The 21178-nt window shown below is 64.1% G+C and carries 22 protein-coding genes and 2 pseudogenes; 17 read left to right on the top strand and 7 right to left on the bottom strand.

From position 1 onward, the window contains the following. The first annotated feature begins 12 nt into the window (after positions 1-12). The 4 genes and pseudogenes from MW290_RS05085 to MW290_RS05070 all read left to right on the top strand — a co-directional run. The gene (locus tag MW290_RS05085; protein ID WP_250196183.1) at positions 13-945 is read left to right on the top strand and encodes a hypothetical protein; all 933 of its coding nucleotides are present in this window, start codon (positions 13-15) and stop codon (positions 943-945) included. A 750-nt stretch (positions 946-1695) separates the two neighbouring features. Continuing rightward, a complete protein-coding gene (locus tag MW290_RS05080) occupies positions 1696-1917 on the top strand; it encodes a hypothetical protein (RefSeq protein ID WP_250196182.1) in 222 nt (73 codons plus the stop codon). 35 nt (positions 1918-1952) lie between these two features. Further along, positions 1953-2480: a GNAT family N-acetyltransferase gene (locus tag MW290_RS05075; protein WP_250196181.1), complete on the top strand. Its 528-nt coding sequence runs from the start codon at positions 1953-1955 to the stop codon at positions 2478-2480. Positions 2481-2542: 62 nt separating this feature from the next. Continuing rightward, positions 2543-2929, top strand: a pseudogene (locus MW290_RS05070) (IS66 family transposase); the annotation flags it as partial. Between the two features lie 498 nt (positions 2930-3427). Here MW290_RS05070 and MW290_RS05065 read toward each other — a convergent pair. Further along, entirely contained in the window at positions 3428-4024 is a 597-nt protein-coding gene (locus MW290_RS05065; protein ID WP_250196179.1) for a DUF6998 domain-containing protein, read from the bottom strand. Between the two features lie 274 nt (positions 4025-4298). Between MW290_RS05065 and MW290_RS05060 the strand changes: the two genes are divergently transcribed. The 7 genes from MW290_RS05060 (at position 4299) to MW290_RS05030 (ending at position 10258) form a co-directional block, all read left to right on the top strand. Next, positions 4299-5153, top strand: coding sequence for a hypothetical protein (locus MW290_RS05060; protein ID WP_250196178.1), 855 nt, complete (start codon positions 4299-4301; stop codon positions 5151-5153). A gap of 603 nt (positions 5154-5756) precedes the next feature. Further along, a protein-coding gene (locus MW290_RS05055) for an IS3 family transposase (RefSeq protein WP_250196176.1) occupies positions 5757-7108 on the top strand; the annotation gives its coding sequence in 2 pieces (ribosomal slippage) (positions 5757-6227 and positions 6230-7108; 1350 coding nt in all). 167 nt (positions 7109-7275) lie between these two features. Further along, positions 7276-7659 (top strand): hypothetical protein, encoded by a 384-nt coding sequence (locus tag MW290_RS05050; RefSeq protein ID WP_250196175.1) that lies wholly within the window; start codon positions 7276-7278, stop codon positions 7657-7659. A gap of 235 nt (positions 7660-7894) precedes the next feature. Next, complete coding sequence (locus tag MW290_RS05045) at positions 7895-8134, top strand: hypothetical protein (RefSeq protein ID WP_250196173.1); 240 nt, start codon at positions 7895-7897, stop codon at positions 8132-8134. Continuing rightward, positions 8131-8703, top strand: a complete 573-nt coding sequence (locus MW290_RS05040; RefSeq protein ID WP_250196172.1) for a hypothetical protein — start codon at positions 8131-8133, stop codon at positions 8701-8703. The genes MW290_RS05045 and MW290_RS05040 overlap by 4 nt, the downstream gene beginning before the upstream one ends. Before the next feature lie 8 nt (positions 8704-8711). Continuing rightward, entirely contained in the window at positions 8712-9671 is a 960-nt protein-coding gene (locus MW290_RS05035) for an IS5 family transposase (protein ID WP_250194184.1), read from the top strand. A gap of 215 nt (positions 9672-9886) precedes the next feature. Next, the gene (locus tag MW290_RS05030) at positions 9887-10258 is read left to right on the top strand and encodes a hypothetical protein (protein WP_250196171.1); all 372 of its coding nucleotides are present in this window, start codon (positions 9887-9889) and stop codon (positions 10256-10258) included. Between the two features lie 34 nt (positions 10259-10292). Here MW290_RS05030 and MW290_RS05025 read toward each other — a convergent pair whose 3' ends face one another. Both MW290_RS05025 and MW290_RS05020 read right to left on the bottom strand, forming a co-directional pair. Then, positions 10293-12284: an ATP-binding protein gene (locus MW290_RS05025; RefSeq protein WP_250196170.1), complete on the bottom strand. Its 1992-nt coding sequence runs from the start codon at positions 12282-12284 to the stop codon at positions 10293-10295. A 197-nt stretch (positions 12285-12481) separates the two neighbouring features. Then, positions 12482-12589, bottom strand: a pseudogene (locus MW290_RS05020) (integrase); the annotation flags it as partial. Between the two features lie 882 nt (positions 12590-13471). Here MW290_RS05020 and MW290_RS05015 point away from each other — a divergent pair. Both MW290_RS05015 and MW290_RS05010 read left to right on the top strand, forming a co-directional pair. Then, on the top strand, positions 13472-13879 hold the full coding sequence (locus MW290_RS05015; RefSeq protein WP_250196169.1) for a single-stranded DNA-binding protein: 408 nt from the start codon (positions 13472-13474) through the stop codon (positions 13877-13879). An 11-nt stretch (positions 13880-13890) separates the two neighbouring features. Beyond that, positions 13891-14772 (top strand): DUF932 domain-containing protein, encoded by an 882-nt coding sequence (locus MW290_RS05010; protein WP_250196168.1) that lies wholly within the window; start codon positions 13891-13893, stop codon positions 14770-14772. 68 nt (positions 14773-14840) lie between these two features. Here MW290_RS05010 and MW290_RS05005 read toward each other — a convergent pair whose 3' ends face one another. From MW290_RS05005 to MW290_RS04995, 3 genes are read right to left on the bottom strand one after another with little or no spacing between them, the layout of a single operon-like run. Then, on the bottom strand, positions 14841-15284 hold the full coding sequence (locus MW290_RS05005) for a hypothetical protein (RefSeq protein WP_250196167.1): 444 nt from the start codon (positions 15282-15284) through the stop codon (positions 14841-14843). Beyond that, positions 15281-16009, bottom strand: a complete 729-nt coding sequence (gene stbB, locus MW290_RS05000) for a StbB family protein (RefSeq protein ID WP_250196166.1) — start codon at positions 16007-16009, stop codon at positions 15281-15283. Before stbB ends, MW290_RS05005 begins: the two co-directional genes overlap by 4 nt. Beyond that, positions 16006-16413 (bottom strand): hypothetical protein, encoded by a 408-nt coding sequence (locus MW290_RS04995; RefSeq protein WP_250196165.1) that lies wholly within the window; start codon positions 16411-16413, stop codon positions 16006-16008. The genes stbB and MW290_RS04995 overlap by 4 nt, the downstream gene beginning before the upstream one ends. A 362-nt stretch (positions 16414-16775) precedes the next feature. Here MW290_RS04995 and MW290_RS04990 point away from each other — a divergent pair, with 362 nt between their 5' ends. The 4 genes from MW290_RS04990 (at position 16776) to MW290_RS33255 (ending at position 19937) form a co-directional block, all read left to right on the top strand. Next, positions 16776-17348, top strand: coding sequence for a hypothetical protein (locus MW290_RS04990; protein ID WP_250196164.1), 573 nt, complete (start codon positions 16776-16778; stop codon positions 17346-17348). After that, a complete protein-coding gene (locus MW290_RS04985) occupies positions 17345-18289 on the top strand; it encodes a relaxase/mobilization nuclease domain-containing protein (RefSeq protein ID WP_250196163.1) in 945 nt (314 codons plus the stop codon). Before MW290_RS04990 ends, MW290_RS04985 begins: the two co-directional genes overlap by 4 nt. Before the next feature lie 479 nt (positions 18290-18768). After that, a complete protein-coding gene (locus tag MW290_RS04980) occupies positions 18769-19512 on the top strand; it encodes a hypothetical protein (RefSeq protein WP_250196162.1) in 744 nt (247 codons plus the stop codon). Positions 19513-19793: 281 nt separating this feature from the next. Next, positions 19794-19937 carry a terminase gpP N-terminus-related DNA-binding protein gene (locus MW290_RS33255; RefSeq protein WP_375142828.1) on the top strand — a complete coding sequence of 48 codons (144 nt, stop codon included), beginning with the start codon at positions 19794-19796 and terminating at the stop codon, positions 19935-19937. A gap of 357 nt (positions 19938-20294) precedes the next feature. On the opposite strand, the gene MW290_RS04975 is transcribed toward MW290_RS33255, so the two are convergent. Beyond that, the gene (locus tag MW290_RS04975; protein ID WP_250196161.1) at positions 20295-21167 is read right to left on the bottom strand and encodes a DUF6920 family protein; all 873 of its coding nucleotides are present in this window, start codon (positions 21165-21167) and stop codon (positions 20295-20297) included. Positions 21168-21178 lie beyond the last annotated feature (11 nt).

Raw genomic sequence — 21178 nt, 5'->3', positions numbered from 1 at the left:
GTTCAGAGCAACGTGAAGGTGTTCAAAGAGGCATCGGTCTACCCTGTTGTCACAGTGCTTGAGCGAGGTGTCGAGCAGGGGCGTGTGGTCAACGTGATGCATGGCCGCAGCAAGACGACGTCAGACGACATCGTCATGTCGGAGCTTCCCGCAGCTGACTCGCGTTGGCTTGATGCGCTGCCCAATCGAATCTGGGGCGTGCTCTTGTCAGAGCACCGCAGCGTCCTCGAGAAGGTGTCGAGCAAGAGCCGCTGGCTAAGAGACGTCGCGAACGTCAACGCGATGACGACTGCGGGAGAGGCGGACGCCTTCGGCACGCAGCTGCGTGACTCGGCAAGGGGTGCCTGTCGAGTCATCAATACCGGAACCATCGACCCGTTCGAGAGCCTATGGGGACAGAAGGCCTTGACCAAGCAGGGGGCGAAATTTTTGCACCCCGTGTTGCCGCTGAATGCGGAGACGCTTGGTAACCGTTTGGCGCTATTTCGCTCGCCCAAAATCATCGTCGCGAAGATTGCTCACCGGTGCGAAGCATTCCTTGACGGTGAGGGAAAGTTTGGCGGGCTGGATGTGAATTGCATCTACGGGCCAGCGGGTGACTACACGCTGAAGTTCCTCGTCGGCTACTTGCACTCTGACGTCGCGGCCTTCGTCCATCGCCTCTTCTTCGGCGGTCTCGCAATGTCGGGCGGCTACCTACCGTTCCAGGCACCGCATCTGCGAGTCCTGCCCGTTCCGAACGCCGAATCCAAACTGGTGGCGCGAGTCGAGAAGGCGGTGGACATAATTATCGCGAGCCGCGATGCTGGAAGCATCGACCTTTCGCCGGTGACCGACATCGACGACGCGCTGGCAGCTCACTTCGGACTGACGCCAAGTGACATGGCGGCAATCAGGGAGGTGGTGCAGCGGGATATGGAAGATGCCGAGTTAGGCAACGTTTAAGGTGTCGGGGCCGATGCGAACCAATTACGTGATCATCGCGAACCTGGCCAGCGCCTGAGCGGCATCATCGTCTGCCGCACGATGTCGGAGGACTTGCGCCTGGCGTGTGGGAGCATCCCCAATGTGGAACTGCTGGAGTACGAACTCTCAGTCACCGTCTCTCGAGTGCCGGTGCTCGAGCTGCCGAAGTGAGATGCCGATGAGCGAAGAGAAGCAGGGAGTCAGACTCCACGGGCCGGTGGAGCTGGTCAGCGATGAGGCGATATGCTGGAAGCGCCACAAGCCGACGCCGGTGCACGCGCTGCTGGCCGCGGACCTCGAGGAGTTCGCTCCACGCGAGGAGCCAATGCGCGTCGAGGCGCCCACCTTTGTCTACGACTTCAGCCCAGACGCGCTGCCGGCGCAAGTCAAGGCCGCGGTGACCAAGGCGGCTCCGAACTACCAGCCGACGCACTCGCGAACCATGGACGAGACCAGTTGGGCCAACGTCTGCGTCCACTGCAGGTCGCTGCAGGGCGCGTTCTTCCTGCACGGCGAGCCGGACGGGCCGCTCTTCGGCGGTCCCGAGAGGTTCCGCGGCACAAGAGTCGTCGTCTCCCAGGAGGGCTTAGACGCCGACGGGGGAGCTACTCGCTCTAGTCGACAGGGCACAAAGGCCGCGAAGTACCACACATCGCGGACAGCGGCACTCAGGTACACTTCTCGCTACGTCCAACGGAACTACTTCGAGGGCTGGGGCGTCCACCTACCATGCAAGCCAAGAAGCACGCCATCTTCGACAAGCGCCTCACCAAGGCCGATGCGAAGAGCCTCGTGAAGGCACGACAAGAGCGCAAGGCTTTTGTCGGCCGGGTGCTGGCCGCCAAGCCGACTCCCGAGTCGATTGAAAAGGCTGGTGAGCTGGTGCGCAAGGTTCGCGACGCGAAGAACGCTGCCTTCCTTGGGCAGTACCGCCGAACCTCTGTCCGCTGATGCCGTTGGCGGAGGGTGAATTTGGGCTGCTGCCAGTGACCGAGGCCCCTCCTGAGCTACTCGCGGCATTCCGGTGCGGCAAGGACCACCTCGACCACTTCGTCGTAAACAGCGTCGGCATGCATGCCGATAGGCTCGGCCTGACCACCGTCGTGTTCCACCCGGAGGTGCAGAACGCAGTGGTCGGATACTTCACCTTAGCGAACGACGCCATCCCACTGAATACCTCTGAGCAAGCGGAGCTCGGTCTCCACGATGAAGTGGTGTTGACGGCGTTCCCCGCTGTGAAGCTCTGCCGATTCGCGGTCGCGCAGGGCCTGCAAGGGCAGGGCGTTGGCGCTCAGATTCTCGAGCTGGTGATGGGCGAAATCCTGGATGCGGAATCGCTGTCCGCCGCCCGCCTCGTAATCGTGGATGCGGACAATGACCCTCCAGTCTTGCGCTTCTACGAGAGGCACGGGTTCGAAAGGTCGCTCTGGGCCGAGAGGCAGGCGCGCAATCATGGCGGGCGTTCGCCGCCGGCGGCAATCAAGATGATTCGAGACATCCTGCGAACGCTGTAGACGACTGCAGACGCTGCCGCGGAATTGCTGCTCGCGAACTCTACTTGCCGGGCCTGCACTGGAAAGCCATATTTGCTGCACAGCAAACATGGCAAAAACACAAAACATGGTCAGCCGGCTCAGCGGGGGAGGCGGCAAGGACACCTATTGTGCCCTCCGGAGAGGCGCTCACGCGCTACCTGGACGACGGCGATATGCCGATAGACAACAACTGGGTGGAGAACCGCATCCGGCCGATCGCGCTCGGACGGCAGAACTGGCTGTTCGCCGGCTCACTGCGCGCGGGAAAGCGGGCCGCCGCGGTGATGAGCTTGATACATCCGGCCAAGCTCAATGGGCACGATCCGTACGCCTACATGCGAGACGAGCTCGAGCGGCTGCCGACGCAGCCTGCCAGCCGGATCGTTGACCTACTGCCGCACCACTGGCGACCGACCACGCCGGTCTGAGCTCTGCGTCCATCGTCAAGATGGGTTGGCCGGACGTACATGGACGCCCCCGAGCTTGCCAAGCTACCAGCTCACTTCTGCACGAAGAAAAGATTGCACCCGTACATTCGGACTTTCGATGCGAGACGAGCTCGCTGGCCCTGATGGGTTCTGCTGGTCGGCGCCCAATCGCATACACGCACTAGAAGTGCCTCGTCCGGCGCGGGCTGTGCCAACCACGGTCTGACCTATCGTGCCATCAACTTGCTGGTTGCCTGAGCAATCGGCGGTGGGGTTCTTCTGTTCGTGTAGATGTCGTCGATGTCACGGAAGCGGGGCAGTTCCGCGCGACCCGTCTTGCACCCCCGCAGGGTCAGTTCGAGGCGATCGTCAACATCCGAGTGTTGGCCGCTTCCGGCCCAAGCAGCCGCTCGACCTGCAACTACCGCTTCGGGCCGACAAACTGGTCGTTCGTCGGTCAGTTGCGGCACAGGAATGAAACGCTGGTTCGGCGACGGTTCAGGACGTCCTGCCGCCGCCCTGCATCCGACCCTTGAGGAAATGGCGGCCGCCGCTCGACAGCTCGCTGCGTTCTAGCAGCTTTCCGGCGAACTGGAAGTCTTCGTCGATCCGAACGATGAGTAACTGCTCGAAGTCCCCGGCACGCTTGACGAGCACGTGGTCACCGCTCTTCTCCGGAGAGATTGTCTTTACCTCGACCCGCCTGCCGGCAATCGTGCCGTCGGAGCCGGCCTGATGAGTGGCATGGCGGCGAAGGCCATACTTGATCTCGGCATAGATCTCCCCGAGCTCGCCCCAAATCTGCAAATACCGACCGGTGTTGTCGAAGTGGCGCGCCGCGCATTCGACCAAGTCCTCGAAGATCTCGGCCTGCTGCAGGACGGAGTACGGAAACCCCTCCCTGCTTAGGAACATCTCCTTGGGACGCAGAAAGTTTGCAGCGTCAGGTGCCTGACCCTCGAGCTTGGACTCGACCCATTGCCTGCTGAGGTACACCTCTTCCTCAGGTGAATAGCCGACCGCCGCCGCATGGGCGATGTCCTCGGCGCTCGATCCCGCGTCGCGCCTGTCATGCAGGAAGTCCCAGTCGCTCATCGGTTCCTTGCTCCAGGAAGGCGTCCGCAGGTCAACTTGATGCCCGATCCGGGGTGCCAACCGAAAGCTGGAGTTTCCATCAAAGCGGCTTCGCGATGCGAGCGTTCGGCATAGCCAACTCCTCCGCGGAACGCCTCGCTGGTCGCGTGCTGCCCATCCTTGGCATCGGCCCGCGGCGTCCGCTTGGAAACACCAGGGCGTTGGGCTATCGTGCCTGCGATTCATCAAACCGCAGGCGACAGCTTGTCGCCAAGCCGAACTTTGGGGAAAGAACATGGCGATCCACACAGCGATGGCAGGCGTTGAAGTGGCAGGCTTCGCCACCAGCAAGATCGTCCAGGGCATCAAGCTGATCTATCAGGTGGCCGGTGACCTCAACGATTGGCTCGACCGTCACATCGAGGCGCTGAAGGCATCGGACCGGCCGGTGATCGCGTGCACCGGGCGTGTCCTGGAGGCAGCCAAGTTCGGTTTCGGGCTAGGCTATATCGCCTCGACCGTGCTGATCGCCGCTGGCCAGATGCTGCTCGGCAACACGTTCGCCGCCGTCGCAGCCGTTGGCTCCGCGGCAGTTCTTTCTAATCCCATCGCGATGACCTGTGGCGCGGTGGGCGCGATCTACTTCGGATGCACCGCCCTGACGGACAAGGAGCGCGAGCAGATTCTCGAACGGCTGGCCTCTGGCCTGACGCTCGGGCTGGAGTTGATCCGCTCCATCGTCGAATTCTCGGTCCGCAAGTTCGGCGAGCTGCTCGATTCCAAGCAGGCCGAGGCGTCGAAGAAGTTCATCAAGGATTTCGCCGAGGCGTTCGGCCGCTCGCTGTATGACATGACCCGCCAGGTCGGGGACTTCGCGTCTGACAGCGCGGAACTGATCGCGCAACGGACCGGACAGGCCGCCGCGGCGATCAAGGACGCTGCGGGCAAGGTGGGGGATGTGGTGGCCGGCAGCGCAAGCGCCGCGGGCGAGGCGATCAAGGCCGGGGCTTCACGGGTCGGCGAGTTGGCGAGCGACGCGGGCAAGGCGGTGCTCAAGAGAGCAGCCGCCGCGCCGGTCATGACCACCGTGGCAACCGAATCGCCCGATTCGCTCAAGGGCATCCGCCCAGACGATGACAAGAGGCGCTGATTCGGGCGGGCGTACGTGGAAGTGACCCGATCGATGAGTGAAGGGTACCCGTTGGGGCCTGTGCCGGCGGGGAACTTGAAGCCGGATTGCCTTAAGGCCACCAGTAGGCTGCCGTTGAGCGGCCTTCGGCTTCAGGTTGATCTGAGACATTCGCGTTTCAGTCCGCGGACGGCAGCAACCGCCAGCACCGGGCATCGAGCCCTGCGTCCAGGCAGTCGCAAGAGCTTACCTCGCTCACTGAACATGCTGACAACCCCCAGGGCAGCGCCGCCGTAAACTGCTCTTCAGCGAGCCCGCGCGCACCTCAGGGATTCGACTAATCGGCGTGCCGGTCTGGAGGGAGATCCATGGCGCTGTCCATCATCGTCAGGGCCGATATGGCCGTGAAGGGCTGCCTATGGGCGGGCCTGCTCCGGTGTTACTCACCGGGCGCGAAGGCGCTAGCCAGGCACTCGCTGACCTGGTCATGGCCTGGGCGCGGGATTTCGCTACTGGTCAGCCCCGCTACATCCTTAAGTTGACGCCAAGTCAGCGCGGCGCGCACTGTGAACCGCCCCGCTTTTGAACTGACCCCCAGAAGTTGGACACAGTTCAAGAGGTCCCATGGGGAAGTACGAAACAAGGCTCAAGCTCAAGGTCGTCGAGAGCTTTCTGGCTGGGGACGGCGGTGCGAAGCTGCTTGCCCGGCGATGGTCAGTGCCGGAGGAGAAGGTCCGTACGTGGGTCAGCCACTACCGGCTACACGGAGTGGCCGCCCTGCAGCCCAAGCGCGGCGCCTACACCACTGAATTCAAGCTCCAGGTGCTGAGGCATCAAGATCGTGAGCAGCTCTCAAGCCGGCAGGTCGCGGCGATCTACGATATTCGCAATCCAAACCAGGTTGTCGTCTGGCGACGAGCGCTTGATGGCGGTGGCGTCGGGGCACTTGAAGGCAAACGGCGAACGCCCCTTATGAAGCCCGGCAAGCCCAGCTCAGAGCCACCCGACCCCGATAGTGCCAGCTCAAACCGCGCGCTTCTTGAGGAGGTTGAACGGCTGCGTGCGGAGGTCGCCTACCTAAAAAAATTGGAGGCCTTGGTTCGGGGCAATCGGCAACCCGCTCACAAAGAGCGCAAGCCGTCCTCGAGCTGAGGCCAGACTACCCGTTGCAGGTGCTGCTGGCGGCATCAGGCCTGTCGCGGAGCACGTTCTACTACCAGGCCAAGGTCTTGGAGGCCGGCGACAAGCACGCAGGCTTGAAGTCGCGCATCAAGACCGCCTATGAGCGCCACAAGGGCCGCTACGGCTATCGGCGCATCACATGCGAACTGCGTCAGGGAGGCCAGGCGGTGAATCACAAGACTGTGCAGCGACTGATGAACAGCCTCGGCCTGAAGTCGCTGGTCCGGCCGAAGCGATATCGCTCCTACCAGGGAGAGTTGGCCCCATCGCCGAACTTGCTTGCTCGGCAGTTCAGCGCAGCACGGCCGAATGAGAGGTGGGTGACGGACGTGACCGAATTCAACGTCCGCGGCGCCAAGCTCTATCTGTCACCGGTGATGGACCTCTACAACGGCGAAATCGTGACCTTCGAGATGCAGGAGCGGCCTCTGTACTCTCTTGTCGGGAACATGCTCAAGAAGGCACTGGCGAAGCTGCACGGCCGCGGAGCAGCCCCGCTTCTGCACTCCGATCAGGGCTGGCACTATCAGATGCCCGCGTACCGCAAACAACTCAGCGCACACGGGCTGACGCAAAGCATGTCTCGCAAGGGCAATTGCCTGGACAACGCGGCCATGGAGAGCTTCTTCGCAACCCTCAAGTCGGAGTTCTTCTACCTCAACAAATTCGTTGACATCGCAGCGTTGAAGTCCGGTCTACGCCGCTACATTCGCTACTACAACCATCAGCGCATCAGGCTCAAGCTCAACGGGTCGAGCCCGGTGCAGTACCGGCTGCGGGCCGTGAACGCCTAGCGTCCAACCGTCCAACTTCTGAGGGTCAGTTCATACCCGGGGCGGTTCACTGCGGTTGCGAGTGCTCCAGTTGTGGTCTCCCCTTGATCGCCAGGAATGCGGGGAAGGCCGAATTCGTGCGGAGGCCGCACTTCCGCCATCCCGAGGGAACCCAACGCGACGATTGCATGGTGCTCACCGCGCGAGTCGCCGTCCTGAGGCAACTGCAGGACGCCGGCTGGATTGACCTGCCAAAATGTCGAGTGACGGCCCAGGTCATGGGCCTCAGCGGCCAGTACCACGATGCCTGGGTCGAGGCCCCGCCGCAGCGGATGCGCATCAGCGAAGTGGACTACCCGGACCGGGCAGCCGCCGTGGTGAGGCTCGATGACGGTCGACAGTTCCTTGTGGATCTCACGGGCAGCCCTGGCCAAGCCGGGCAGTCCGACGGCGTTGGGCCGCCAACGATCTTTCTCGTTCCCAATGCCCCTGAGCTCGCCAGCATGGACCCTGCCGAGTTGCGGGAGCGCGCGCAGCTGGTGCCGACCGGGGTTTTCTGGCATAGCCACTGAACGACGCACAGCTTCGCGCTCAGGCCGAACTTGCCGCGCGTGAGGCGGCCCATTTCTACTTCGACGACGTGCCAAGCTGGCTGGAATTGCCGCCGGACCTCGACCCGGCGCTGCTCCGTGAGACGGTGCTCCATTACGAGGTTAAGCGGATCCTGGAGCAGGAGGGTCGTCTCACGGTCCCGGAACTCCGGGTCGAAGCCTCTTGCCCGGGCGTAGACGGTGGGACGGTGAGAGAGTGCTGCTGCTGGACGAGGAAGACTTGCGTCTCAACTGCGTCCGGCTCGAACAACGATACGGCCGGCTGATCCCCGACGTGACGTGCGAGGTGTTCGACGACGAGCACGCGCGCTACCTCCCGTTGCTGATCGAGGTAACGGTCACCAACGTCATTGATGAAGAGCGCCTGGAACGGATCTGTGAGAACCACGAGGCGACGTTGGCAATCGATCTCAGCCGCGCGGGCGGTCGCGGGTGAATCGCAAGGAGTTCCGCCAGTTTGTGGTCGACGAAGTCGCACCTAAGCGCTGGCTTTTCCACCCTGACGAGCTGCCGATGCAGAACCAGCTCTACAAGGGCTTGCTGGGGCGCGTGCGCAGGGAGCGTGAGGACATCGCGGAACGCGCCAGACTGACTGCCGAGCGCGAAGCGCAGGTCCGGGCGACGCCACTCACGACGATCGCGGCGGACTACCTCCATGCCGTTAGGGCGTTGCAGATAGCTACGGGCAATCCGATCGAAGCGCCAACTGCGCGGGAGGCCCTTGCGGACGCTGTCGAGAAGCTCGCGTTGCGTGGATTCCCCGAGGCCGGCGATGAAAACCTCCTCGAGCACGATGGCATCCTGGCGCGCCTCCTGTCCATCCGCTGGAACCGATCGGTTGGCTACGGGCACGAGCACCTCACAGACGTCCTTGACGAAATTCGGAGTACCCAGGGCGCTCGGCAGAGTGAGTTTTCCCTGTACCTCATTGCCGTCAACGCCTATGGAAGGTCTGCACAACTACGTGCCGATCCGAATAGCCTGACCGCCCTGCGCCAGGGATGATCACGCTCATGAAGCAGCTCGGACTTGGCCTGAACCTGTCGACGAAGAAGACCCGAAAGCGCGAGTTCCTCGAAGAGATGGAACGCGTGGTGCCGTGGTCGGCGCTGATGCAGGTGGTGGAGCCGTACTACCCCAAGGCCAAGACCGGACGGCCGCCGTTTCCCATCGAGACCATGCTGCGAGTTCACTACCTGCAGCAATGGTTCGCGCTGTCCGACCCGGCGATGGAAGAGGCGCTGCACGACATGCCCGTCTTCCGTGAGTTCGCTCGTTTGGGCGAAGGTGTCGAGCGATTGCCCGACGAGACCACCATCCTGAGGTTTCGGCACCTGCTGGAGAAGCACGATTTGGCCACCGACATGCTGCGGGTGGTCAACGACATCCTCCAGGCCAAGGGCCTGATGATGAAGAAGGGCACCGTCGTCGACGCCACCTTGATCGCCGCGCCGAGTTCGACCAAGAACGCCGAGGGCGAGCGGGACCCCGAGATGAAGCAGGCCAAGAAGGGCAACCAGTGGTACTTCGGCATGAAGGCCCACATCGGCGTGGACGCGCACTCCGGCTTGGTGCACAGCGTCGTGGGCACGGCCGCCAGCGTCAACGACGTGACGCAGGCCGGCGCACTGCTGCACGGTGACGAGGAGGTCGCCTTTGGAGACGCGGGCTACCAAGGCGTGCACAAGCGCATCGAAGCCCAGGGGCCGCAGTGGCACGTGGCCATGCGGCCAGGGTTGCGGCGCAAGCTCAACCCGTTCATCGCGCCGCACTTCGAGGCGCTGAGCCTGGAGAAGTGGAAGGCAAGCATCCGGGCCAAGGTCGAGCATCCGTTCCGGGTAATCAAGCGGCAGTTCGGCTACACAAAGGTTCGCTACCGAGGATTGGCCAAGAACACGGCGCAGATCGCCACGCTCTTCGCGCTGTCAAACCTGTGGATGGCGAGGCGGCAGCTGATCGGAGCGCAGGGATGAGTGCGTCCGCGGTGCCTTGCAGGGGCCTGCGGAGCGCTGCAGCAGGCCCAACCGGGGCCTCGAAGACGCCGCGAATCGCCTCGGTGCAGCCAGACGGCGCTTGACGATCATCGAATCGGCTCGACGGGCGCATCGCATCGCGTTGTGCAGACCTTCCCTATCCGCCCGGTTTCGATGCGGATCAGCAGCGTTGGTTTGACGGCTGGGCCGGCGACGTGCGCGCAAGCCTTCGGCGACGTGAAAGGATCTACCTCCGCGATCCGTCGTACGACCGGCTGCTCGCGCTCCTGTTCCCCGAGATGGCGCCCGGCCTAGCGAAGAAAGGCGGCAAGCTGGAAACCGTCTATGAACTGATCCTCGATCCGAAGCGTGGCATCTTTGTCCGGCCCGAAACGCCCGAGAGGAGGCCGGCCAAGTTCATCGCCAACCAGCCTCGCGCACGACAGAACGGCCAGCGGCTGCTGGACACCCGGCCCGGCGATGTGAGGCTCAAGGGACGCGACCTGGAAGCGTGGAAGCGAGCCAACCCCGAATGGGCCCGAGCTTGGTTCCCAGAGGAGTTCGATGACGACAGCCCAGCGACCTGACGGTCATTAGGCATGACGCGAATCACTCGCTCCGCTAGGCGGCCTTCTTCTGCATGTCGGCGATCAGTTCCGGGCGCGGCACACCTTCGAACGAATCGCGCTTCAGCCGCAGTGCCTCGATCATGGCCTGGTTCGTCAGCATGAAGTTGTCGAGCAAGGTGTACCAGTTGAGGACGAAGCGCTTCATGCGCGCGTCGTCGCTGACGAGACCCGGAAGACCCTTCGCGACCTGCCCTTCCATGCGGCTGCGAATCTCGGTGTCAGCCTCCGAAATCTTGCGCCCGATCAGAATCAGTTCAAAGTGCATCACCTCGCTGCCGAACTCCGCGTGCTTCTTGATGAGCTGGGCATAACCGTCCAACTGCTGGAGATGCTTGTAGTTCAGAGCGATGCTCGGGCGCTTGATCTCGACCACGATGCAACGATAGATCCTGCGGCCCATCGAGTCGTGATGGGGCACCTTGCGAGCCAGGAACAGGTCTGTCTGCTTGTTCGCGCCCTCGATGGCTGAGGGCTGGTCGTCGTCCAAGTCTTCCAGAGAGATGTCGTGGATGCCCTTCACTGCGTCGCGAAGCGACTTGGCGATCTTGGTGAATGTATCTTCCTCTGCGCCAAGTGTTTCGTAGGAGCTGCCGAACAGCCAAGTGTTGGCTTCGATTATCCGTTGCAGATCAGGCGTCTCCAAGGTATCCAGGTAGTGATCGTTCATCAGCGTCCGCAACTTGTCGGCCACCTCATGACGACGGCGTAGGACTTCGATCGCCGACACGATACTCTGCAGTGAGACGCTCCTGAGCTGCTTGGCGAGTAGCTTGGTCGAGACGTCATCAAGCTCCAGCACGCTGTTGAGTACCTCGAAGATCGCGTCGTTCTCGTTTGAGACCGCCAGCTTGTCCAAAAGCCGCACGATGATCTTCTTCTGATTCCTCTTGAGCGACTTCAACGCGGTCGGATCGGCGGTGTAGATCGCGCGCAGGATGCTCTTGGTGTTTTCAAACCTCCACTGCTTGTAGTCCTGGGACAGGCCCACGTACGAAGGAAAGACACCGTCGGCGACATAGCCCTCGATCTCCCGTTCGAACTGCTCCCGAAGGAAGTCCTCGTACACCGACTTGGTGATCTTGTTGAGCTCGCGCGCCAACTTCCGCCAGGTATCCGACTCGTAGCCAGTCGCGTCAGGGCTGGCCAGATCAGCGCCGCCGAGCTCGAAATCGTCCACCCATTTCGAGCCCACGTAGATGCTTGTGTGGAAGTTCCCCTTGTGATTGAACGTGCTGAGCCGCTTGTCCACCGTCTTGCCGGAGGAATTCAACACGTAGACGTAGGACTTCTCGGAGCCCGGCTTCAGGTCCCAGCGAAGCACCGACACGTCGAAGTCATGCCCATCGACCTTGACCTCACGCTGGATGAGATCGTGCGACGGCACCGCCACTTCCGTTCCATTCAGGCGGAGTCTCTTTGCGGGATTCAGTGCGAGGAACCAGCCGAACTCGGTGGACAGCAGCCTGTGAAGTTCGCCAGCTGTCGGCAGATCTGCATGCAGGTTGACCAGCTCCGCGGTCGTTCCGGTCTTCAGGGCAGCCATCCCTGCGGGCAGTGCTGCCGGCTCGACGGACCTGCCCTCGTAGTTCGTGAGCGCCGCGCCGTTCACTTCGATGCGTGCGGGCCCCGATCCTGCAGCAATAGTCCACCAGACGGCACGCTCGGCGAGCCGATGGAAGGACAGTCGGCCGCGCCCGTGCGAACCGTGTGTCGTCACGTCCTCCTTTTTGCTCGAGTCGTTGAAGCGCCCAAAGGTCTCGGCGTGCTTCTCGAGTTCGATGCCTTCCCCATCATCAGAGACCTCGACACGAGTGGCGCCACCCATCTGCCCCTCGTCAACCAGAATGTTGACGTTGGGGGCCTTGGCGTCAAACCCGTTCCAGGCGAGTTCGGCGATCGCACGCCAAGGATCGGTGGTCCGAAAATGCTTCTTGATCCCCTCTCCATTGATCTCCGTCTTCCCTGAAATCTGTCGAATCACCATGCTATGTCTCTGGTTAGATGGCCGGGCCTGCGCTTGGCGAGTAAGATGGCCTGCTGTCGGAGCTGCATCCACAAGGGCGATCACTCGCGTGCGTCATCCGCTCACGCTTGCAGCTCACTTCAGGAACTGGAACCCGTCGAAGGCGATGTTGAATCGGATCTTGAAGCAGGACGTGATGGGCCTGGAGTTTAGGGACTTCGGGCGTACTGCCGCGTTCCCAGATGCGGCGAGCCGTGCATGCGACTCGGGAACAGGAAGTCCTCGGATCTCAGTTCAGCTTGCTTGATCCAGCGCAACAGATGCTCGCTTCCTGGCTGATAGCCGACATCGACGCGTGGCCGCTCGGGGACCGCAATCACTGCACAGCGGACCTCCGAGGCGGACGGCAGGATGTCCGCTTGGGGTCGAAAGCGAGAGTTCGCAAACGTCCGGTCTTGTGCGCGGCGTCCGAGGGGTGCGCCGACTTTGTTGGTGACCTGTTGGCCTAAGCACCGCAGGTCGGCTCCTGGTTCGCCTCGTTCGCTTATTCGCCGTGCCGACGTGGTAAGCCGGCTTTACCGGTGTCCTGACGACCGCGGCCTGTTCCCGTGCCCAGGGATCGCGGGCTTTGTCGCCTTCCTGCTGCGCGTGAATGCCGCCCGCTTGTCGTCCTGACCGGCTGCGCCGGCCAGCACGCCACCCCGTTCACCCGCCATGCCCGACGCCAGGCCGCGGTGGAGGGTCTGATCGCCCCGGCTCGTCCGTCGCGCCAGTCGCTGCGTTGCACTTCGCTTGGTGGCACGCCGGCCGCGGCGCCGCCGGGGCTCAAGGCGTGGGGCGGGTACGTCCCGCCGGCAGCCGCTGCGCCAGGCGAGCTGGCACATCGGCCGCGGGCGCTCGGACCCTCTGAGGTCCATGCAGCCATCGCGCCTGTCGGCCCACCGGCTCCCCCCACAAGTCCCCCCCGATCTCTGGCGAGGGGGGACTTGTGGGGGGATCTGCATACGGTGGGCCGGGTGACCGGCGCACCGCTTCGGCTGCTGTCAAGCCTTCGCCCATCCCCCACCCCTTCGCCCGGGGAAGGGGCCGTGCCCACCCCCCGCCCGCCCGTGGGCGGGAGCGAGGAAGGTCCGAATGAAGGGATCAGCTTCCCTAAGGCCACCCACCCCGGGCGGCCGGCGATGCCTTCACTGCCCAGGAGCCTTGCCATGTCCCCCGTCCAGATCACCCAGCGCCATGCCCACCTCGCCGGCCCGGTGCTGCTCGACCAGATCCCCACAACCGACGGCCCACGCGCCCGCGCCACCTTCACCGCCCTCAGCCAGCGTCGCCGCAGCAAGACCGACCAGAAAGACCCGCCGGTGGCCATCCGCTGGACCCTCTGGGGCGCCTTGGCGGACCACGCCGCCAAATACCTCGGCCGCGGCAGCCACGTCAACGTCGTCGGCCACCTGCACAACCACCGCAACACCGCCGAGGACGGCCGCACCGTGCACACCTTCGTCTTCACCGCCGACGAGATCGACTTCCTCGACACCAAGGCCGAAGCCGACGCCCGCCGCGAACGAAACACGTTTGTCGCCGAGCTCGACCGAGCCCAAGCCGCTGCCCGCTGAAGGAGACCACCATGAACACCTTCCACCCCCAAGTCGGCACCCGCCCCAGCCTGGCCACCCGGTTCGCCTACGGCACCCGGGTCCTGCGCCAGGACAGTGGCCTCGCCGAAGACCAGATGCGCCAGGTCGCGCCTTCCATCTTCGCCCCCGGCAAACACGCCAGCCGGTCCGAGCGTTACAGCTACATCCCGACCATCGACGTCCTGCGTGGCCTGCAGAAGGAGAACTTCCGCCCGGTGATGGTCGCCCAAGGCATGAGCCGCATCGCCGGCAAGGCCGACTACACCAAGCACCTGATCCGCCTGCGCCATGGCGAGCCCAACCAGCAGGACGAAGCACAGGAGATCATCCTCATCAACAGCCACGACGGCGCCAGCGCCTACCAGATGCTGGCGGGGCTCTTCCGCTACGTCTGCGCCAACGGCCTGGTCGTCGGCGATGTGGTCGAAGACCTGCGCATCCCGCACAAGGGCCCGGTGCAGGACCGGGTCATCGAAGGCGCCTTCCGGGTGCTGGAGGGCTTCCAGGCGGTCGGCGAGCACACCGAGGCGATGAAGGCACTGCCCCTGCAGCCGCAGGAAGAACGTGCCTTTGCGACAGCTGCCCTGGCGCTGCGCTTCGGTGAGAACATCGTGCCGGACTTTGGAGGGCGCACCGCCGCCCCGGTCACCGCCGAGCAACTGATCGAAGCACGCCGGCCGCAGGACCTGGGCCACAGCCTGTGGGACACCTTCCAGCGGGTGCAGGAGAACGTCATCCGCGGCGGCCAGCTCGGCCGAGGCCCCAAGGGCCGGCGGCTGCACACCCGACCGGTCAACAACATCGACCGCAACGTGAGCCTGAACCGGGCGCTGTGGTTGCTGGCTGAGGAGATGCGCAAGCTCAAGGCGTGAGCCAAGAGGGGGAGGGCGTCCACGATGCCCTCTCTGTCATTTCTGCCCCTTGGACGTTTGTGCACAGTTCAGGTGACGGCTAGACCGAGCGCACAACCCGCAACGAGCGCAGCCGTCACCAACGCCCATCCCAGAACCCCGTGCACGCCGCCCTGCGCCAAAGCGTCGCGCTGTTTCGCCAGCCGCTGTGAGGCATTGCCCAGTTCACGGTCAAAGATCTTGCGCGCTGAGATGTCCATGGCCTCGATGAGCGCCGCCTGTGCGTCTCGGAACACCTGCTTTGTGTTCGACGCCACACGCCGCATCACTTCTACCTGCGCCGCGTGCGCCAGGGCGTCTACCCGCGCCTCGAGCCGATGAGTGCCAGCGTCCAGCCGTTGGCTGGCGGCATCGAGCGCTTGAGCGCCGGCATCCAGTTCGGATGTGAGTCGCCTCACCAGCTCCACCGCACCGAGGAGCTCGCCCACCGTCTCGGCGATCAGCGCCTCTCGTGCGGAGTTCGGGCTGCTCATGGCACGAGCTCCGGAGCGCGCTGATCATCCATGAGCCCGAGGGCGGCAAAACAGGCGTCCAACTCGGGCACCGTGCCCTGTGCAAGCCGCCGAGTGGCCAGCCGGCTGGCCAGCGCCATTTTGTCGTTGATGTCCGTCGCGCGGGCGATCAGCGCCTTGTAGTCGGTGGGGTCGTCGGCCAGTGCGGTCAACTCGGCGTCCGCCGTTTTGACACGCTCAAACACTTCGTTGACCTCGATCCGGCATGCAGGATTCGCCTGCGCCACTGGCAGTTCCTCCAGGAAGCGAAACAGCGTGGCAAACGCGTCTTGCACGTCGGCGCCCGGCTCCACCATGTTGAACACCACGCGGATGCGGTCCGGCGTGACCCCCAACCGATGCAGTTCTGCCAGCGTCGACAAGGTGTCCTGTTGCTGCTTTCGCGCGGGGACCGTGGGAACCAAGAAGAAGTCAAAGTCCTCGTGGCTGTTGCGATACCGGTGCATGAGCGCTAGCAGGTCTTCCAGGTTGCTGGCGCCGATGTCGACGATCGCGTGCTCAAGCGTCTGCAGGTACTCCTGCAACTGGCCGAACTGGTTGCCCTTCAGGGCGGTCCCGTCGGTCGTGCCGGCGTTGACCGACTCCACGGCGACCAGCTCTGCGCCTGGCAGGCGTGGTCGCAGCAGGTGCCGCGCCACCAAGGTCTTGCCCACGTTGCCCGAGAAATTGATGACGGCGATTTTCATGGCTTTCCCTTTGCGCGCAGAAACACGTTATCGCTCTGGCCCCGCATGAACTCTTCGGCAATCTCTTTACCGCTGCGTTGGTCGCCGCTGAGGAGCGTGCCGCTGGGCTTGGGTGCGACGTGCGCTGCAACCGTGAGCGGCGCTGCCGCCTGCGTCGCAGGCGTGGCTGGCTGCAGGGTGGCCGCTGCGATACGGGCGAAATACAGGGCCGCCTCGCGCTGCACCGTGCTCTTGCTGACGGGCACGCCCATGGCGCACAGCGCCGAGTGAATGGCGGTCAGGGTGTAGCCCTGTTGCTGCAGCTGGTAGATCTCAGCGGCATACGCCCTCGCACGCAGGTTGCGTCGGCCCGGAGGGCCTTGCGGCTGTAAACGGGGGTGTGGTGTGTCGTCACGAACGTCCATCAACCTCTCTCCTGAAGAAGCAACAGGCTGCGCAATGCGATCAGCGCCGCACAGATCGACTGAAGCCGACGATGGTCAGCTTCAAGTGGGCGAAGACTCGGTAACGATCGAGTCGGGTCAGTTCAAGTCATCTATGACCGAACCAATATTCAATCGACTCGGTGTCGACCGAACCGTTGATGACTCGGCTCGGTTGATTGATCTTCGATCAAGTTCTGCGTCAATCCGACGCTGAAAAGCGCCGCAATCCAGCGCTGTGGATCGCTGTCCAATTCGCCAAACTGCAGACAGTGGTTAGTGCAGGATAGGCGCGGTGGCGCCGTTTGTCGGACAAGCTGGCGCTTGTCCTGAAGGAGGCTCGTATGTACACCTCACCTCGGGACCGCATCACGGTCGATTTGCAGGGCTTGAAGGGTGCGCTGATGGCGCGCGCCGAGGCCGAAGGCGTCATGCCGTCGCAGTTCGTACGACGGGTGCTTATTGCTTCGCTGGGGACGCAGGGCGCTGTAGACGCCCAGGCAAGAGAGCCCGCCGTACGGCTCAGGTCGCAGCGCTTGTGCTTACGCATGCATCCTGACGGGGTGAGGGCGGTGCTGTCGTCGGCTGAGCTTGCTGGCCAACGGCCCGGTCGCTGGTTGGCACGCGTGGCCGCTGGCGGCGCTGTCGATGCGACTGCGGAGCAGCTCGACGCTCAGCGCAGGGCATTGGTAGCCCTGACGGCTGAACTGGCGGCGTTACGCAGAGGCCTGCAGCGACTGAGCTTGCAGGGCCGCGTCGATCCGACGTCTTCGGAAGCAGAGGTCCTCAGGCAGGGTCTCGGCGAATTGCGAGCGCTCCTCGTTTCTGCAGCATCGCTGGCGATGAACTGCCCGCCGGTGGAGCATGCGCCGATGCAGCGGACACACGGCCGCCGCGTCGCTCGGAGCGCGCCATGACGCTATCCACCGATGCCGCCTTGCTGCACTGGGGCGAGCGGCTGTTCTATCCGGGCAATCGACGGGTGCCCAACGCAGCGCCCCGCCTGCGCGGCTCGCCTGCTCAACGGGCCGCTGCCCTGCGCGAGCGCATCGCCGCGCTGGTGCAGCGCCGCGCCCCTCAGGTGATGGTCAAGGTCACCGGAGGCGGCCGAGGTATGTGCGCCATCACGGCGCATTTCCACTACATCAGCAAACACGGCCGGCTGCCGATCGAGGATGAACGCGGTGACGTGGTGCAGGGTCGGGAAGAGCTCGACCTGCTGGTGGACGAGTGGCGCTGGGGTGGTAGCCCGATCGAGGAACACACTACGCGGCGCGAGGCCTACAACATCATGCTGTCCATGCCGCGTGGCACCGACCCGTCTATTGTGCAGCGCGCGACCCGCGAGTTCGCACACTTAGAGCTGGCAGATCACAAGTACGTCATGGTGCTGCACGACCACCAAGCGAATCCTCACGTGCACCTCAGCGTGCGGGCAGAGTCAAACCATGGGCACCGGCTGAACCCCCGTAAGGCCGATCTCCAGCGTTGGCGAGAGACTTTCGCGGAAAGGTTGCGCGGCTGGGGCATCGAGGCGGAGGCTACACCTGCTGCAACGCGCGGCGTGCAAGGCCGCGATGAGGCGTTATGGCAGCGACAGGCCCGGGACCAGCAACGGCTGCGGCGGGAGGTAATTCGACGCCCGATCGCCATTGCTCCTTCCCACTTCTCAGCTCGTCAAGCTTGGGCGCGTATCGGGCAAGTGCTTGTCCGGTCAAAAAATTCGCTAGATCGCAACCTCGCACGTGATCTTGCCAACTTTATGGAGGGGAGACCTCGCTTCGCCGTTCCTCGACTCTCGCCGCAGCGTTCCATTGAGAAGGGCCTGCGGGATCGCCCATCGGAGCACCGCCGTTGACACGGCATCTCGCCCAGGCATTAAAGCAAATGACGCATCTTTAGCTGACCGCGACAATTCTTAATTGATGATAGTACGGGTTATCATCACATAGCAGCGTGGCGCCGCCCGTGGCAAGACGCCTGCTGCCAATGGCAGCCGTTCAAGCAGGGTAGGGCGGCGCCGGTCCACGAAGCGCCTTTCATCAGCGCCGCGTCAACGTCATGGTTGGCCGGGACGGGCAACGAGCTGCGGAACTCAGCTTCTGACGGACGGTCGCGAAAGGGCCAGAAGTGATCGGCGCCGGACGAAAACGCCACCGGGGGAGTGGCGCGCCGCCGCTGAGGCTCCCGGCAACCGAGCGTACGCCGCGGGGTCGCATCTAAAGTGAGGGTAGTGCAGTGGGAGGTTCGCAGACGGTGGCAAGCCTGCCGCCGCCTGATGAGGCCGCAGACCCGGTGGCTAACGCACACGCTTCCGAGTCAAGATTCAACGGCGACATGGAAAGCAAGGGAGACCGCATGCAGACAGGAACGGAGCCCAAAGAATGCGCGCCCTTCAAGCCCATGGGCGACCATGGTGCTGAGCGGACGGCGGCCGCCGTCCGCACCGCGCAGAGCAAGTTGGCGGCGGTTCAACCGGATGTCGGAGCAGAACGCCTGTTGCGCGCCGCAGCGAACGCGCGCACGCAGCGCCAGCGCATCGTGTGGTTGCACCGCTGGGGCGCCGCGCACTTCGAGCCCCTGGCCGCCGTGTCCGCCTGCCAGCCCGGATGCAGCCATTGCTGCCACCTGTCGGCGACCATCACTTCGACCGAGGCCCAGCTGATTGGCCACGTGGTTCGGCGCAAGCCGGCCGAGCCGGCCAACGTGTCGACACTGCAGCAGGCGGTCGACGAGCTCGACAGCGCCCAGGCACTGACAAGCCGGCACATGGGCTCACCTTGCCCGTTCCTGGGGCCGACCAGCGCTGCAACATTTATGAGTATCGGCCCTTTGTGTGCCGCACGCACCTGTCGCTGGCTGACGACGCATCACTGTGCAGTACCGAAGCCGGGCCAGAGGCAGTTGTGCCTCGAGCGGACACCCGCCAGGCGGTGGCCATCTTCCTTATGGCCGATCCCTCGGCGCGGCTGGCAGACATCCGGGACTTTTTTCCAAACTAGGCGCGGCGAGAGGCCGGCGGAGCGCGACGCGCGTCGCATGGAGGCGAGGTCGGGTCGACGCGGCGCACAGTCGGGGTGAGGCACGTACAGTGATTGCCGCCACGACCACCGTTAACGGATGAGAGGCGGATGCAGAGAACACGGACTGATGATGAAGCGGCGCCGCTTGGGACGAAGCCGGACCGGCTGTTAGCTGAGCGACTTGACGGAGCCGAGCCCGAGAGCGGGGAGCAACGTGCGCTGCTGGAGGTCGAGCCTCATTGCGCGCCACGTACGCACGCGAAAGCGAAGGTCTACCTTTCTCGAGACGAGGGACTGGAGCCGCTCGGCGACAAGGAGCTGGTGCGCGTGAGTTGACAACTGGGAGCGGAAGCCGCAGTCGTCCGCGCAGTCCACCTGCAGTACCACCAAGGGCTGCCTCCGGAGGAGGCAGCGCGCATCGTTGGCGTCCATGCCGAGACGGTTGCGGCATGGGTAAGGTCTGGGGCCGCCTCGGTTGCATGAGACGCCCAGCTGACCGTCGCGCTGGCGATGTTGCTCCCACCGCCTCAGCGCAGCTTACGTCTCGAGAAGTGTTCTTATCAGGACGTCATTTGGTGATGGTAAATCGCGAGCACTTGAAGCGCTGACCAGATCATGTGCTTGGACACCTGCCAGCCAATGACCACTGTGCGGGGACGCAAGCAATTGAGCACGGTTGAGCAGTTCGCCGCACTCAGCGGCCAGGCGGTCCGCACCCGAGTGGCGCCGGACGTCCAGGCCCGATCCCTCGCCTTCCGCAGGGCTCCGTTCCAAGAACCGGACAGTCAGCGATCCGTAGCGGTGAGTGAAAAGTCCCCCTCGACCGTGCGTGAGTTTGGGTTAGTTGGCTGGCTCGTACCGAATGTCTACAGTTGACCCTCGCCAATAGGCCCTCAGCCCCTGTGGGGTGATCCACGCCACCTCACCCTTCATAGGCACCCGCAGCCCGTCAACCTCGGCGTAGTTCGACCAGCGGCCCTCCCACGGCGTCATCACCACGGTCGGGCCCACGGTGCGGCCGCGCGCCTCGGCGCGCACGCTGGCAATGACGCCGCTTGGCGGATCGAAGCGGAACAGCAGCGTCACACTCACCGCGCCGTCGCTCGCCGTGGCCAACGCCGAATGCTGGTCCACCTCGCTCCAGTGCACGCCCTGACTCGGCAGCAGTGCGGTCGGGTACCACGCGCCTTCGGCGAACCAGCGCATGAACTCGCCCACGGCCACGCCGTCGGGCTCGGGGCTTGTGCCGCGCAGCTCAGTGAGCGAGACCAGGCCCATCACGGCGGGGTGCAGGATGCCTTCTCCGGCCACGTAGGCGTCGTGCACGTGCACGGCCACGCCGGGCAGCATGCTCGCGCGCCCGTCCCAGACGAAGCCGGGCCGGCGCATCGTGCTGCGCTGCCAGGAGGTGAAGGGCTCCCACTGGTCGGGCCCCTCGGCAGCGAGGTTGAAGGTGCCGCAGTGCTCGATCGTCACCGCGCTCACCATGTGCTGGCCGTCCTTCAACACGGCCAGAAAGAAGCGCTGTACCGGCGCGGGCAGGCCTTCGAGCTCGCGTGCGGCGTCGTAACGCGCGGGGCCGATCGGCGCCCGCGACGCCTCGAGCCGCTCGGTCAGTTCGCGCGTGTTCGCCGCCCAGCGCGAGGCGCCGAACGCGCCCAGCGCGACGATCAGCACGGCGAGCACCATCACCAACCACTTGATCCAGACCATTGCCGTCAACT

Origin of the sequence: Aquincola tertiaricarbonis, assembly GCF_023573145.1 — a bacterium.
In the GTDB taxonomy this organism is placed as follows: domain Bacteria; phylum Pseudomonadota; class Gammaproteobacteria; order Burkholderiales; family Burkholderiaceae_C; genus Aquincola; species Aquincola tertiaricarbonis_B.
This window is presented reverse-complemented; position numbering and strand designations above follow the sequence as displayed.